The following is a 13,561-nucleotide window of genomic DNA, read 5'->3' as shown; positions in this document are numbered from 1 at the left end:
CTGCCAAGCCGCGCCCCGATCTTCGGGGCGCGGTCATTTGCAGGCCGTTCCAACAAGAAGACGCATCAACAAAGGCGCCTTTGAATGCTCAACTTTACAATCAGACGACTGGTGTTGGCGGTGCCCACACTGCTGTTCATCAGCCTCGTCATCTTCCTGCTGCTCGAGCTTGCCCCTGGCGACCCGATGGCACAGGTTCCGCTCACCGTTCCCCCGGAAGTCAAAGAGAAGATGCGCGAGGCGCTTGGCCTCGGCCAGCCGATGCATATCCGGTTCTGGAAATGGATCGTGCAGTTCTTCTGGATAGAACCACAGGTATTGGTCGACTCTGTATTCGGTACAACCTTCTCCGAAGGCGACTTGCGTGTGATTTCGTGGCAGACCCGCTCACCGGTCATGGACATCGTCGTTCAGCGTATCCCGCAGACCCTGTGGGTTGTCGGCACCGCCTATGTGGTCGCCATCCTGATCGCGCTGCCCATCGGCATCTATTCGGCCTACCGCCAGTATTCGTGGTTCGACCAGATGGGCACATTCGTGTCGATGGTTGGCTTTTCCGTTCCACCCTTCTTCTCGGGTGTTCTGGTGATCGTCATATTCTCGGTCCAGCTGGGCTGGTTCCCGTCGATCTATGACACCACGCTGGTGGTCAACAGCTGGGACAGTTTCGTTGTGCAACTCAAACAGATGATCATGCCGGTCATGGTTCTGGCCTTGCAGATTACAGCGCAGCTCAGCCGGTTCATGCGCGCGTCCATGCTGGATAACCTCAATCAGGATTATGTTCGCACCGCCCGCGCCAAGGGTCTCAGCGAATACACCGTGGTCATGGTTCACGTTCTGCGAAACTCGATGATCCCGGTGGTCACCGTGATTGCGCTGGGTATTCCGTCCATCTTTGGTGGCGCCATCATCACCGAGCAGGTGTTCAAAGTGAATGGCATCGGTCAGCTGCTGATCGGAGCGATTCAGGCCAATGATCTGCCGATGGTGCAAACCCTGACCTTCATCTTTGCCGTACTGATCGTGTTGTTCAACCTGATCGCCGACGTGCTTTACGGCATTCTGGACCCGAGGATTCGATATGACTGATCATGATCGTACCGATACGCTGGTCCCGGACGAAGGACTTGCACCTGCTTCAACCGCCTTGCCAACGGCCGGCGTGATGGAAGAACTGGCCACCCCTCCCCGCAGCCAATGGCGCGATGTGTGGGATCAGTTCAAGACCCACAAAGGCGCAATGGTCGGTGCGATCCTGTTTATCATCATCGTCGCCGGTGTTTATTTGGGCCCGTATCTGTGGAGCATCGATCCAACCCAGATCGATATCCGGTCGCGCAATCAGGGCCCCAGTTGGACGCATCCCTTTGGCACCGATCAATTGGGTCGCGACATTCTTGCGCGCATGATGTCGGGTGGTCAAACCTCAGTCTCGGTTGGCATAACCGCGATGTTGCTGGCGCTGTTTCTGGGATCGTTCATCGGCGTTCTGGCAGGATTCTTCAGACGGCTCGATGGGCCGCTGATGCGCCTGACCGACCTGTTTCTGGCTCTGCCCCTGCTGCCTTTGCTGCTGGTCATGATGCTTCTGTTCCGCGAGCCTCTGTCAGCCGCATTCGGACTGGAGCGCGGGATCTTCATTCTGATCGTCAGTGCCATCGGCATCACCTCGTGGATGCCTACGGCGCGGATCGTGCGCGGCGACGTGCTGGCCATCAAGGAACGTGAATTCGTTCTCGCCGCGCGCTCCATCGGCACCAGTAACAGCCAGATCATCACGCGGCATATCCTGCCGAACGTTCTGTCGCCAATCATGGTGTCGGCAACGCTGGGGATTGCCACAGCGATCATCACCGAAAGCGCGCTGTCCTTCCTTGGGTTGGGATTCCCGCCCGACTTCCCGACATGGGGCCGCCTGTTGTTTGATGGTGTCGACTATCTTCAGCAATACCCCGAGCGTGTATTCTGGCCCGGTCTGGCAATCTCGCTGACGGTGCTGAGCGTCAACTATCTGGGTGACGGTCTGCGCGACGCGCTGGATCCCCGCATTCGCGGACGCTGAAACAAGTTTAGTCGGCGCGCCTCAGCGCGCCGGCCAACAGCACGATCAGAACGGCCAATGGCAACAGCACGGCGAACGCCAGACGCAGGCCAAACAGTTCCGCCAAAAATCCGATCAGCGGCGGCCCTATCAATAACCCGCCATATCCCAGCGTAGCTACACTTGCGATGGCTTGCCCCGGCGGGACAAGCGGATCGCTGGCTGCACGGCTGAACGCCAGCGGCATGATCACCGCATACCCTATGCCCATCAGCGCAAACCCCGCCAATGCGGGCAAAGGCGCGACCGAAGAAACCACAGCGAAAACGCCCAACGCCGCGCTGATCCCGCCGAACCGGGCCGTCGCAGCGGGACCAAACCGCATAATGACAATCGCGCCTGCTAGGCGAAACGCCACCATCGTCACGGAAAACACGGCATAGCCCAATGCGGCAACACTTTCGGGCGCCCCGGAAACGTCTCGCAGGAAAATCGCGCTCCAGTCTGCGACGGCGCCTTCACCCAATGCACCGCACATGGCCGCGAATCCGACCAGTATCAGCGCGCCCGAGGGCAAAGCAAAACCCGAGCTTTGCGACCGCTCGGACCGTTTCGACGTCCAGCGCACCCACGACAAGGCCAGCGCGAAGGCAACAACCGCGCCACCCGCCAATAGGAAATGCACCAGAACCGTCAGCCCCATCTGAACAGCCACGTACCCGCTGAGCGCGCCAAGACCGGCCCCAAGGCTCCACATGGCGTGGAATGACGACATTACAGGTTTGTCATATGCCTGCTCGACCTCGGCGGCCCAGGCATTCATCGCCACATCCATCGATCCGTGAAAGGCGCCAAAAACAAACAAACATAACGCCAGCGCCCAAAACCCGTCAGCAACAGCAAGCAGGACCAGCGACAGCGTGTACAGAACGGCCACAATCCGGGTTATCGCAACTGCGCCATACCGATCCGTCAACCGCCCTGTGACCGGAAACGAACAGACGGCCCCGGCCGCCATGAACAACAACCCGTACCCCAACGCGTCATGGGACAGCTCCAACCGGTCGCGCACGGCCGGTATGCGCGAGGCCCAGATGCCGAACAAAGCCCCGTTCAGGATGAACATGGTCGCAACTGCCCGCCATGCCGAGAAAACACCAATCAACAGAGAACCTCGTGCTGTCTGCCCGCCTCACCCGTTCTACAGGTTGGGCGCAAATTGGCAATTGCAGCTTAACCCAGGCGTTTGCGGATGCGCCGAACGGCGAACCATACGCCCGCTACAACCGGGATCGTCGCCGCCGCCGTCAGCATTCCCTTGCTTATGCCGGCGGCAGTCAACGGATACAGAAGGTAGCCGACAAGTGAGACCGCGTAATAACTGATGGCCACCACAGAAAGGCCCTCAACCGTGTGCTGCAAGCGCAAGGCAAGATCGGCCCGACGATCCATGCTTTCCAACAGGGCCTGATTTTGTGCACTCCGCTCGACGTCCACCCTTGTGCGCAACAACTCACCCGCACGTATGGCCCGGTCAGACAGCGCCTGCAGGCGGCGTTCTGTTGATTTCACGGTACGGATCGCAGGGTCATAACGGCGCATCATGAAATCGGCAAAGCTTTGGCCGCCTTCGAACCTTTCCTCGCGCAGGACATCGATCCGCTGATTGACCAGCGCCTCGTAAGCGCCGGTCGCACCGAATCGGAACGAACTGCGGGCCGATATGGTCTCGAGCTCGGTCGATATGGCCAGCAATTGAGGCAACAGCGCATCTGGTGGGGTGGTGTCATCCGTCATTTCAACCATCAGCTTCGCCAGCTGGGCATCCAGTTCCTCGATCCGGGGGGCCAATTGTTTGACGCGGGCAAAGCCAAGCATCGACATCGCCTTGTATGTCTCGATCTCGCACAGCCGCTGGATGATACGCCCTGTGCGGCGCGTGCCCGTGCCTTCGGTCACGAACAGGGCAAAACGCATGTGACCAGCCGGGTCGATACGGAAATCGCTGGCGCAAATTGCTGAAGCATCCAACACCCGCGACACCGCCAGACTTTCAGGTTCGAACCAATCAGCCAGAGCGACCTTTACAGCCGCATCTTCCGGGCGCGGCACCACCCGCATCAGCAGCGAGGTGATCCTCTGGCCCGGACTGGCCATTAGCCAATCCGGGGGAAATACCTCGAAATCAGCCGGGTTGAAGGGGCGGCCGCTGACATTCGGCACAATCGCCGTATACGTCACAAACTCAGTGTGCTGCTCCCATTTCAGCCAATGGCGTCCTATCTGCCCGGCGTAATGCGTGGCCCCCGGCTGCGGATGTTGCGCCCCATGTCGGTCAAGCAGATCGATCAGATGGGCAATATCCTGACTGCGGTCCCGAGCGACGGCTGCTTCACGCTTCTTGATCGCAAGAAAGGCGACCGTGCACGGCGTATCGGCGGCCGGAAACGGGCGGGCATGAAGTTCATTTGCCAGCGCATAGCGCAGCGGGTGATCATCGATTGGCGTCATTCCGAGGCTCCGATAGCGGTGTCCGCACTATACGTCACAACTCGGATACATCAATTCTTATTTTATTTCATATACTTACACGAATACAAAGGTATACAAACCGACTATCTCATTGATTTGGCTGCCACAGCTCGATCGGATTTCCCTCCGGATCGTGAAGCCGAGCGAACTTTCCGATCTCGCTGTCCCAGTCTGGGCGGGTCTCAACAGAGATTCCGGCAGCTTCGAGCTGCTGTATCATCGCGCCCAGATCATCGACCCGAAAATTGATCATCCATTGCTGATCCGGGTTTCCGAAATACTCAGTGTCTTTAGCGAAAGGCGCAAACACCGTATACCCTTCGCGCTGCTTCCAGGGCACCGGATCATAGTGGTTTACGCCCAGATGTTCTTCGTACCAGCGGCTCAACGCCTCAGGATCACTGGCCCGAAAGAATACGCCCCCTATACCGTTCACTTTCTGCATGTTTCGCTCCTACCACACGGCATCGAGTATATCACAACCCGCCCGCTTCATCTGGCCATAAATATCCTGGGGGTTTGGGGGCAAAGCCCCCAACAGCACAAAAAAAGAAAAGGGCGCTCAAAGGCGCCCTTTGCAAATGGATCAAACCGGTTAATCACTCGATCATCGGCAGCAGCTTGTCCAGAGACGCTTTGGCGTCGCCATAGAACATGCGGGTATTTTCCTTGAAGAACAGCGGGTTTTCGATACCCGAATACCCTGTACCCTGACCACGTTTTGACACGAAGACCTGCTTGGCCTTCCAGCATTCCAGAACTGGCATACCGGCAATGGGACTGTTGGGATCTTCCTGCGCCGCAGGGTTCACGATGTCGTTCGAGCCGATAACGATGGCCACATCCGTGTCCGGGAAGTCATCATTGATCTCGTCCATTTCCAGAACGATATCATAGGGCACCTTCGCCTCGGCCAGCAGCACGTTCATGTGACCCGGCAAACGACCCGCGACCGGGTGGATCGCGAAACGCACCTCTTTACCTTTGGCGCGCAGCTTACGGACCAGTTCACTGACCGATTGCTGTGCCTGCGCAACCGCCATCCCGTAGCCGGGAATGATGATTACACTGTCGGCATCGTTCAAGGCTGCAGCCACGCCATCAGCCTCAATAGCCACCTGCTCTCCCTCAACAGCCATCTGTTCACCCTGCGGGCCACCAAAGCCGCCCAGGATCACGCTGACAAAGTGACGGTTCATCGCCTTGCACATGATGTAGGACAGGATCGCACCGCTTGAGCCCACCAGCGCGCCGACCACGATCAGCAGGTCATTGCCCAGCGAGAAACCAATCGCCGCCGCGGCCCAGCCCGAATAGCTGTTCAGCATCGACACAACCACTGGCATGTCCGCGCCACCGATGCCCATGATCAGGTGATAACCGATGAACAGAGCGGCCAGGGTCATCAGGATCAGCGGCAACAGCCCGCCAGACGCGGTGTACCAGATCAGACAGATCAGCGAGAGGCCCGCTGCCGCCGCGTTCAGCGCATGACCACCGGGCAGCTTTGTCGCCGCCGAGGTCACTTTGCCCGCCAACTTGCCATAGGCCACGACCGAACCGGTAAAGGTGATCGCACCGATAAAGATACCAAGGAACAGTTCCACGTGCAGGATTGCCAGTTCGGCCGGTGTCTTCTTGGCGATCAGTTTGGCAAATGTGCCCAGATCATGCAGATCCGCCTCTTTCGCCGTATCCGCAATCGCCATGACCTGTGCCACGTTGCCGATTTCAAAATGTGCATTGAAACCCACAAACACAGCGGCCAGACCGACGAGTGAATGCATCGCGGCCACCAGCTGCGGCATCTCGGTCATCTGGACGCGCTGCGCCACGTATTGACCGATCAGACCGCCGCCAATGATCAGCAGGATCGACAGCAGCCACAGGCCAGAACCGGGGCCAACCAGTGTGGCAAAGACCGCCAGCGCCATGCCGACGATGCCGTACCAGACCGCGCGCTTGGCGCTTTCCTGGTTCGACAACCCGCCAAGGGAAAGGATGAACAGAACAGCCGCAACAACGTAGGCGGCAGTGGTGAAGCCAAATTCCATGTGCCCGGCCTCCTTAAGATTTCTGGAACATGGCGAGCATGCGCCGGGTTACGAGGAAGCCGCCGAAAATGTTGATCCCGGCCATGAAGACGGACAGCGCCGCCAGCAGAATGACCAGGAACGACCCCGATCCGATCTGCATCAACGCCCCAACGATAATGATCGACGAGATCGCGTTGGTGATCGCCATCAGCGGCGTGTGCAGGCTGTGCGAGACATTCCAGATCACCTGGAAGCCAACGAAAATGGCCAGCACGAAGACGATGAAATGCTGCATGAAGCTGGCCGGGGCAACCAGCCCCACCAGCAGCATCAGCGCGCCACCAACACCCAAAAGGGTGAACTGCTGCTTGGTCTGCGCCTTGAAGGCCGCAATCTCCTGCGCCTTTTTCTCTTCCGGGGTCAGTTCCTTGACCTCGGGCTTTTTCTGCGCCGCAATCGCCTGAATCTTGGGCGGTGGCGGCGGGAAGGTAATCTCACCCGCATGGGTCACGGTTGCGCCGCGGATCACGTCATCTTCCATGTTGTGATTGATCTGACCGTCCTTCTCGGGCGTCAGGTCAGTCATCATGTGACGGATGTTGGTTGCATAAAGCGACGAGGATTGTGCCGCCATCCGGCTGGGGAAGTCTGTATAACCGATTATGGTCACGCCATTATCGGTTACGACTTTCTCATCCGGCACAGTGCCTTCGACGTTACCGCCACGCTCGGCTGCAAGGTCGATGATGACCGAACCCGGCTTCATCGCCTTGACCATATCCTCCAGCCACAGCTTGGGCGCCGGACGGTTGGGGATAAGGGCGGTGGTGATCACGATGTCCATCTCGGGCGCAAGTTCGCGGAACTTGGCCAGCTGGGCGTTGCGGAATTCTTCCGACTGGACCGAGGCATAACCGCCTGTGGCCGCGCCATCCTGCTGCTCTTCTTCGAAGTCCAGATAGACGAACTCCGCCCCCATCGATTCGACCTGTTCGGCCACTTCAGGGCGCACGTCGAACGCGTAGGTGATCGCGCCCAGCGACGTGGACGTCCCGATTGCGGCCAGACCGGCCACACCGGCCCCAACGATCAGCACCTTGGCAGGAGGAACTTTACCGGCGGCGGTCACCTGACCGGTGAAGAAACGGCCAAAGTTGTTGCCTGCCTCGATCACGGCGCGATAGCCCGCGATATTTGCCATCGACGACAGCGCGTCCATCTTCTGCGCACGCGAGATGCGTGGCACCATCTCCATGGCGATCACGTTGGCGCCCTTGGATTTGGCCAGCTCCATTCCTTCTTCGTTGCCCGCAGGATTGAAGAACGAAATCAGGGTCTTGCCCTTGGTCAACCGTTTCAGTTCGGCCTCAGTCGGGATCCGAACCTTGGCAATGATATCCGCGGTCTTCCACAGCGACGCTGCGGTCTTGACCACCTCAACGCCTACGGCCTCGTATGCGGCATCCGAAAAACCGGCAGCCGCGCCCGCGCCTTTCTCGATCAGGCACTCATAGCCCAACTTCTGCAATTGCACGGCCGAGTCGGGCGTCATTGCAACCCGGCTCTCACCGTCCAGTATTTCCTTTGGCGTGCCTATCTTCACTGGCAGTCCCCCTAATTTTTACTCTGTCCGAGCGGGTGGTCGGTATTCTTTGTTAAGCAAAGATGTATCCTGCGCAACATTATTTCGCAAGTGCAGCATTTTTTACGTGACATCACGAAATCAGCCACATTAGATCCAACGCCGCGTCTTGCGTTCGTAGCGTGCGAAATCCGTGCGGAACTGCCGGCGCAGGCGGTCTTCTTCCGGCAGGATAAACCGGCGCTCCAGCACCCAGACGAAGACTGGAACCAAAACCAGTGACAACACGGCGTCAAACCGCAGGATCAAACCCGCAAGAATCAGAACGTCACCGACGTAGATCGGGTTTCGACTGCGTTTGTAGATGCCCGTTTGCACCATCGCGGTCGGTGTCTCATGGGGAATGACGGTTGTTTTGTGGCGGCGAAACTCGACAATGGCTAGAACGGCCATCAGAAGGCCGCCGCCGATTAGAACTCCGCTGAGAAGGTCGGTCAGGCCACTCTCAAGAGACAGACCCAGCGCCATGTATCTGGCTTGCGCCCATGCCAGCGCCGCGAAAGCGATCAACCAAACCGGCGGTACATCTATCCAGCGCATTCCAATCCCTCATGAGCGACGACAGTGTCGGGTATATGTCGCTTCTGACCGACGTCCTACCGTTTTTCGGCCAGATTGGCAAAAGACCAGTATGTCGCATCGATAGACAGACATGTCAGGATCGGCTACCCCAAATGCAACAAAAGACGACCACACAAGTGAGTGAACCTTCATGACCGATTTTGCAGCAACCAAAGCCATGTTCGACCTGCCCGAGGGCGTGATTTATCTGGACGGCAACTCGTTGGGTCCGCTGCCTAAAACGGCTGCGTCTCGTGTGCAGAACATGCTGACCGAGGAATGGGGGCAAATGCTGATCACCGGCTGGAACAAGGCCGGTTGGATGGGCCTTCCCACTGGGCTTGGAGATCGAATTGGCCGCCTGATCGGTGCCGAGCCGGGCAGCGTCGTGACCGGCGACACCCTGTCGATCAAGGTTTATCAGGCCGTGTCCTCTGCTCTTGAACTGAACCCGACCCGCAAGGTTGTGCTTTCCGACAATGGGAACTTTCCGTCAGACCTGTACATGGTCGATGGCCTGCTGCGATCCCTTGGGGGCGCATACGAACTGCGCGTCGTCGACCCGCAGGGCGTCGCAGATGCAATCACAGAAGAGGTCGCGGTCCTGATGCTGACCGAAGTGGATTACCGTACGGGCCGGATGCACGACATGAAAGCGCTGACGGAACTGGCCCATGCCAATGGTGTCGTGACGGTTTGGGATCTGGCGCATTCCGCAGGTGCTATCCCCGTTGACCTTGCAGGGTGCAATGCCGATTTCGCAGTCGGGTGCACTTATAAATACCTCAATGGCGGCCCCGGTGCGCCCGCTTTCATTTATGTTGCGCCCCGACTGGCAGATAGTGTGCGCCCGGCCCTGTCCGGCTGGCTGGGGCACGAAGCGCCCTTTGCCTTTGACCTGGACTATCGGCCCGGAAGCGGGATTGAGCGTATGCGCGTTGGAACACCTCCGATCATCCAAATGACCGCACTTTCGGCGGCCATGGATATCTGGGATATGGCCGACATGGCGGATGTGCGCGCCAAATCCATTGAATTGACCGAGCTTTTCATCTGTCGGGTCGAGGCGACCTGCCCCGACTTGCAATTGGACAGCCCGCGTGTTCCCGAGCAGCGTGGCAGTCAGGTTTCATTCCGCTTCAAGGAAGGCTACGCCGCGATGCAAGCGCTGATCGCGCGTGGTGTCGTCGGAGATTTCCGCGCACCTGACACAATGCGGTTTGGTTTCACGCCGCTGTATATCGATGAAAGTGATGTCGAGCGTGCAGTCGGGATTCTGGCGGATGTCATGCAGAACAAGCTTTGGGACACGCCCGAGTACAAATCCCGACAGCGCGTTACCTGATTTCCAGCCCGGCCCCGATCAGGGCCGCCAACTGGTTGGTGCGCCTTTCAAATTCCTCGGCGTCTGACGCAGTCAGCTTGATCCCCTTCAGCGTGACCGTAAGTGTTTTCGCCGTCTCTTCAGGCGTGTCGAACAGGCGAACGCGGCCAGTATCCTGCTCTCGCCTCAGCCATTCGGCATAAAGCGCGGCAAGTTCCCCTTCGCCCCGCTCGACAATATCGATGGCCATGGATTTGGTTGTGTCCAGCATCTCAAGCCCATGCGGCGACGCCAAAATCGCAGCCATACCCTCGGTCTGGGCATGGATCGCCTTCCTGGCAATGTCCGAAACCGAGCCTTCGCCGTTCAACGCCTCGGCCACCGCTACGGTCTTTTCCTCGTAATGCCGTTCGGTCAGCTTGCGAACGATCGCTTCCTTGTTCCTGAAATACAGATAGACCGCTGGCCGCGACATCCCTGCACCGCGCGCAATGTCATCCATCGAGGTCTTGCGGAACCCGTATGCGGAAAAGGCCTGAAAAGCAGATGCTAGGATCGCTTTCTGCCGGGATTCGTCACTCGTATCTTTCATAAGAAAATCTCTGACATTCTTTGTTTAATTTGTCAATTGACAGACTGACACTTTACAACCATTATGTCAGCACCTTCCACAGATACAAAAAGGTGCGCCATGGCGACGGCCCTGAAGATTAACGGAACTCCCCATCAGATCGACCTGCCGGATGATGTCCCCCTGCTTTGGGTTCTGAGGGATGAGGTTGGCCTGACCGGCACCAAGTTCGGCTGTGGCGTCGCCGCTTGCGGGGCCTGTACGGTTCATATCGATGGCGAGGCCGTACGCTCATGCCAGGTGGCGCTGTCGAATGTCTGGGGCGAGGTGACCACAATCGAAGGCGTCGGAACGCCAGAAGCGCTGGCTACGATCCAGCAGTCCTGGGCTGATCATCAGGTGGCGCAATGTGGCTATTGCCAGTCGGGCCAGATCATGCAGGCCGCTGCCCTGCTTGCGCAAAACCCTGCGCCCACGGACGCAGAGATCGATGAGGCGATGCAGGGAAACCTGTGCCGCTGTGGCACCTACCCTCGCATCCGGGCCGCGATCCACGACGCAGCATCCAAGTTGAAGGAGGCATAAGAGATGGCTTCTGTTGGCAAAATTTTCCGCCGTACGTTCCTGATCGGCTCAGCCGCAATTGTTGGCGGCGTCGCCTTTGGCGCGTATTATGTCACCCGCCCTGCCCCCAACCCGCTGAAACCGAAAGAAGGTGAAGCGACACTGAACCCCTTCGTGCTGATCGATCAGAATGGCGTCACCCTGTTCGCGCCCCGTGCCGAGATGGGACAGGGCGTGAAAACCACGTGGGCCGCGCTGATCGCCGAAGAACTGGATGTCGATCTGGATCAAATCACCGTCCTGCACGGTCCGGCAGCAACCGCCTATTACAACTCAGCCATGATGGGCGAGGGACTGCCAAACAAGGGCTACGACATCTCGGACTTCCAGCACAACTTAGGTGAAGCATTGGGTGTTCTTGGCAAGGCCCTAAGCCTGCAAGTCACAGGCGGCTCAACCTCGATGAAGGACGGGTTCGAGAGGATGCGGCAAGCCGGCGCTTCGGCCCGTGAAACGCTGAAACGCGCCGCCGCTGATCGGTTGGGGGTCGCGCCCTCGGACCTGAAAACAGCTTCAGGCCATGTCATCGCCCCGAACGGTGACAAGATCGCTTATACCGATCTTGCAGTGGAAGCGTCCGGACTGGAACCCGTCGAGGTACCTTTGCGAGACCCGTCCCAATGGCGTTATCTGGGCCGGACACAACCGCGACTGGACATGATGGGCAAAGTGACAGGCACTGCCGAGTTTGGCATCGATGTTCGCCTGCCCGGTATGAAATTTGCTGCCGTGCGCATGAACCCCAAACTGGGTGGCGCGATGATCAGCTTTGACGACAGTGCGGCAATCTCCATGCCCGGGGTCGAGAAGGTTGTTGATCTGGGCACTGGTGTTGCCGTGATCGCGAACAACACATGGCTGGCCAACCAGGCGGTTGAGGCTGTTGAGATCGACTGGGGCGATGCACCATATCCACCTGATACGGACGGCATTTTCTCAAAGATTGCCGAGGCGTTTGACGACGCGCCGAACTCGACTATGCGCGACGATGGCGATGTCAGCATGACGCCGGATGGCGCGACCGAGATCACTGCCGAATACCAAGTGCCCTATCTGGCGCACGCCACGATGGAGCCGATGAATGCCACCGCGCTCTATACCGGAGATACTCTGGAGCTGTGGTGCGGCAATCAGGCCCCGACGCTGATCCGGTTTCGCGCTGCGAATACCGCAAATCTGGACACTGAGGCTGTTCAGATTCACACCACCTATCTGGGGGGTGGGTTTGGCCGCCGGGGTGAGCTGGATTTTGCGGAAATCGCCACCAAGGTCGCGATGGCTGTGCCTGGCATACCGGTCCAGACAACCTGGAGCCGCGAAGAAGACATGCGTCACGACTACTTCCGCCCCGGCGCCATCGCCCGGATGCGCGGCGCTGTTCAGGACGGCAAAGCCGTTCTCATTGACGGCAAGGTTGCGGCACAGTCCTGCACGCAACAGGCGGTCGAGCGTTACACCGGCTTCCCCGGAGGCGGACCCGACAAAGTGCTGGTCGAAGGGTTCTTCAACCAGCCTTACGCCGTGCCAAACTACCGGATGAGCGGCCACGTCGCTGATCTGGCTGTCCCGGTAGGCTTCTGGCGTTCGGTCGGCAACAGCCACAACGGCTTTTTCCACGAGACCTTCATGGACGAATTGGCCCATGCCGCAGGGCGCGACCCGCTGGACTTCCGGCTAGAGCTGATGAGAACCGAACACGCCCCATCTGCCGGATGTCTGGAGGCGGTCAGGGAAATGTCCAACTGGACCGGAAAAACACCTGACGGTGTGGGCCGTGGCGTGGCCTTCACCTACAGCTTCGGCACTCCGGTGGCTCAAGTTATCGAAGTGGTCGACGAAGACGGTGCCATCCGCGTCCACAAGGCCTGGATCGCCTGCGACATGGGGCTGGCGCTGGACCCGGAAAATGTCAAGGCGCAGATGTTTGGCGGCATGATGTATGGCCTGTCGGCTGCATGTTTCGGCGCGATCACCTTTGCCGACGGGGAAGTCGAGCAGTTCAACTTCCCTGACTATGACGCCCTTCGTATGCATACCGCGCCACAAGTCGAGGTGCGCGTTCTGGAGACCAATCGCCATATGGGCGGCGCTGGTGAGCCCGGCACGCCCCCCTCGATGCCCGCACTGGGCAACGCTCTGTTTGATCTGACCGGCAAACGTGCGCGCAGCCTGCCGCTGGTCAATCAGTTCAACCTGCTGGTCTGATTGCCATTTACCTTCCCCTTCA

At 58.8% G+C, this 13,561-nt stretch carries 12 protein-coding genes; 5 read left to right on the top strand and 7 right to left on the bottom strand.

The window, feature by feature from the left end; all coding sequences use genetic code 11:
* Positions 1 to 84 precede the first annotated feature (84 nt).
* Together AC2FLU_RS15930 and AC2FLU_RS15925 are read left to right on the top strand one after the other, a co-directional pair.
* Positions 85 to 1,092, top strand: a complete 1,008-nt coding sequence (locus AC2FLU_RS15930) for an ABC transporter permease (RefSeq protein WP_209504480.1) — start codon at positions 85 to 87, stop codon at positions 1,090 to 1,092.
* Positions 1,085 to 2,065: an ABC transporter permease gene (locus AC2FLU_RS15925; RefSeq protein WP_496809140.1), complete on the top strand. Its 981-nt coding sequence runs from the start codon at positions 1,085 to 1,087 to the stop codon at positions 2,063 to 2,065. Before AC2FLU_RS15930 ends, AC2FLU_RS15925 begins: the two co-directional genes overlap by 8 nt.
* Before the next feature lie 7 nt (positions 2,066 to 2,072).
* Here AC2FLU_RS15925 and AC2FLU_RS15920 read toward each other — a convergent pair whose 3' ends face one another.
* From AC2FLU_RS15920 to AC2FLU_RS15895, 6 genes are all read right to left on the bottom strand, one after another.
* Positions 2,073 to 3,209 carry an MFS transporter gene (locus AC2FLU_RS15920; RefSeq protein WP_496809139.1) on the bottom strand — a complete coding sequence of 379 codons (1,137 nt, stop codon included), beginning with the start codon at positions 3,207 to 3,209 and terminating at the stop codon, positions 2,073 to 2,075.
* A gap of 68 nt (positions 3,210 to 3,277) precedes the next feature.
* Complete coding sequence (locus AC2FLU_RS15915; RefSeq protein ID WP_496812049.1) at positions 3,278 to 4,555, bottom strand: DUF3422 family protein; 1,278 nt, start codon at positions 4,553 to 4,555, stop codon at positions 3,278 to 3,280.
* 109 nt (positions 4,556 to 4,664) lie between these two features.
* Complete coding sequence (locus tag AC2FLU_RS15910; RefSeq protein WP_480516348.1) at positions 4,665 to 5,021, bottom strand: VOC family protein; 357 nt, start codon at positions 5,019 to 5,021, stop codon at positions 4,665 to 4,667.
* Between the two features lie 154 nt (positions 5,022 to 5,175).
* Entirely contained in the window at positions 5,176 to 6,630 is a 1,455-nt protein-coding gene (locus AC2FLU_RS15905) for an NAD(P)(+) transhydrogenase (Re/Si-specific) subunit beta (protein ID WP_480476023.1), read from the bottom strand.
* A gap of 13 nt (positions 6,631 to 6,643) precedes the next feature.
* Entirely contained in the window at positions 6,644 to 8,215 is a 1,572-nt protein-coding gene (locus AC2FLU_RS15900; protein WP_480516346.1) for a Re/Si-specific NAD(P)(+) transhydrogenase subunit alpha, read from the bottom strand.
* Between the two features lie 129 nt (positions 8,216 to 8,344).
* Positions 8,345 to 8,794, bottom strand: coding sequence for a methyltransferase family protein (locus AC2FLU_RS15895; protein ID WP_480516344.1), 450 nt, complete (start codon positions 8,792 to 8,794; stop codon positions 8,345 to 8,347).
* 172 nt (positions 8,795 to 8,966) lie between these two features.
* On the opposite strand from AC2FLU_RS15895, the gene kynU reads away from it, so the two are divergent.
* On the top strand, positions 8,967 to 10,160 hold the full coding sequence (gene kynU, locus AC2FLU_RS15890; RefSeq protein ID WP_480554096.1) for a kynureninase: 1,194 nt from the start codon (positions 8,967 to 8,969) through the stop codon (positions 10,158 to 10,160).
* On the opposite strand, the gene AC2FLU_RS15885 is transcribed toward kynU, so the two are convergent.
* Positions 10,153 to 10,731 carry a TetR/AcrR family transcriptional regulator gene (locus AC2FLU_RS15885; protein ID WP_480554095.1) on the bottom strand — a complete coding sequence of 193 codons (579 nt, stop codon included), beginning with the start codon at positions 10,729 to 10,731 and terminating at the stop codon, positions 10,153 to 10,155. The genes kynU and AC2FLU_RS15885 overlap by 8 nt on opposite strands.
* Positions 10,732 to 10,830: 99 nt before the next feature.
* Between AC2FLU_RS15885 and AC2FLU_RS15880 the strand changes: the two genes are divergently transcribed.
* Both AC2FLU_RS15880 and AC2FLU_RS15875 read left to right on the top strand, forming a co-directional pair.
* Positions 10,831 to 11,295, top strand: coding sequence for a (2Fe-2S)-binding protein (locus AC2FLU_RS15880; protein WP_480516338.1), 465 nt, complete (start codon positions 10,831 to 10,833; stop codon positions 11,293 to 11,295).
* Positions 11,296 to 11,298: 3 nt separating this feature from the next.
* Positions 11,299 to 13,539, top strand: coding sequence for a xanthine dehydrogenase family protein molybdopterin-binding subunit (locus AC2FLU_RS15875; protein ID WP_496809138.1), 2,241 nt, complete (start codon positions 11,299 to 11,301; stop codon positions 13,537 to 13,539).
* Positions 13,540 to 13,561: the final 22 nt, after the last annotated feature.

The organism is Ruegeria sp. SAZD013 (genome assembly GCF_059612525.1).
This window is presented reverse-complemented; position numbering and strand designations above follow the sequence as displayed.

Coding starts and splice junctions, on each gene's coding strand:
- AC2FLU_RS15930 (WP_209504480.1), top strand. CDS start 85: ATGCTCAACTTTACAATCAGACGACTGGTGTTGGCGGTGCCCACACTG.
- AC2FLU_RS15925 (WP_496809140.1), top strand. CDS start 1,085: ATGACTGATCATGATCGTACCGATACGCTGGTCCCGGACGAAGGACTT.
- AC2FLU_RS15915 (WP_496812049.1), bottom strand. CDS start 4,555: ATGACGCCAATCGATGATCACCCGCTGCGCTATGCGCTGGCAAATGAA.
- AC2FLU_RS15910 (WP_480516348.1), bottom strand. CDS start 5,021: ATGCAGAAAGTGAACGGTATAGGGGGCGTATTCTTTCGGGCCAGTGAT.
- AC2FLU_RS15905 (WP_480476023.1), bottom strand. CDS start 6,630: ATGGAATTTGGCTTCACCACTGCCGCCTACGTTGTTGCGGCTGTTCTG.
- AC2FLU_RS15895 (WP_480516344.1), bottom strand. CDS start 8,794: ATGCGCTGGATAGATGTACCGCCGGTTTGGTTGATCGCTTTCGCGGCG.
- kynU (WP_480554096.1), top strand. CDS start 8,967: ATGACCGATTTTGCAGCAACCAAAGCCATGTTCGACCTGCCCGAGGGC.
- AC2FLU_RS15885 (WP_480554095.1), bottom strand. CDS start 10,731: ATGAAAGATACGAGTGACGAATCCCGGCAGAAAGCGATCCTAGCATCT.
- AC2FLU_RS15880 (WP_480516338.1), top strand. CDS start 10,831: ATGGCGACGGCCCTGAAGATTAACGGAACTCCCCATCAGATCGACCTG.
- AC2FLU_RS15875 (WP_496809138.1), top strand. CDS start 11,299: ATGGCTTCTGTTGGCAAAATTTTCCGCCGTACGTTCCTGATCGGCTCA.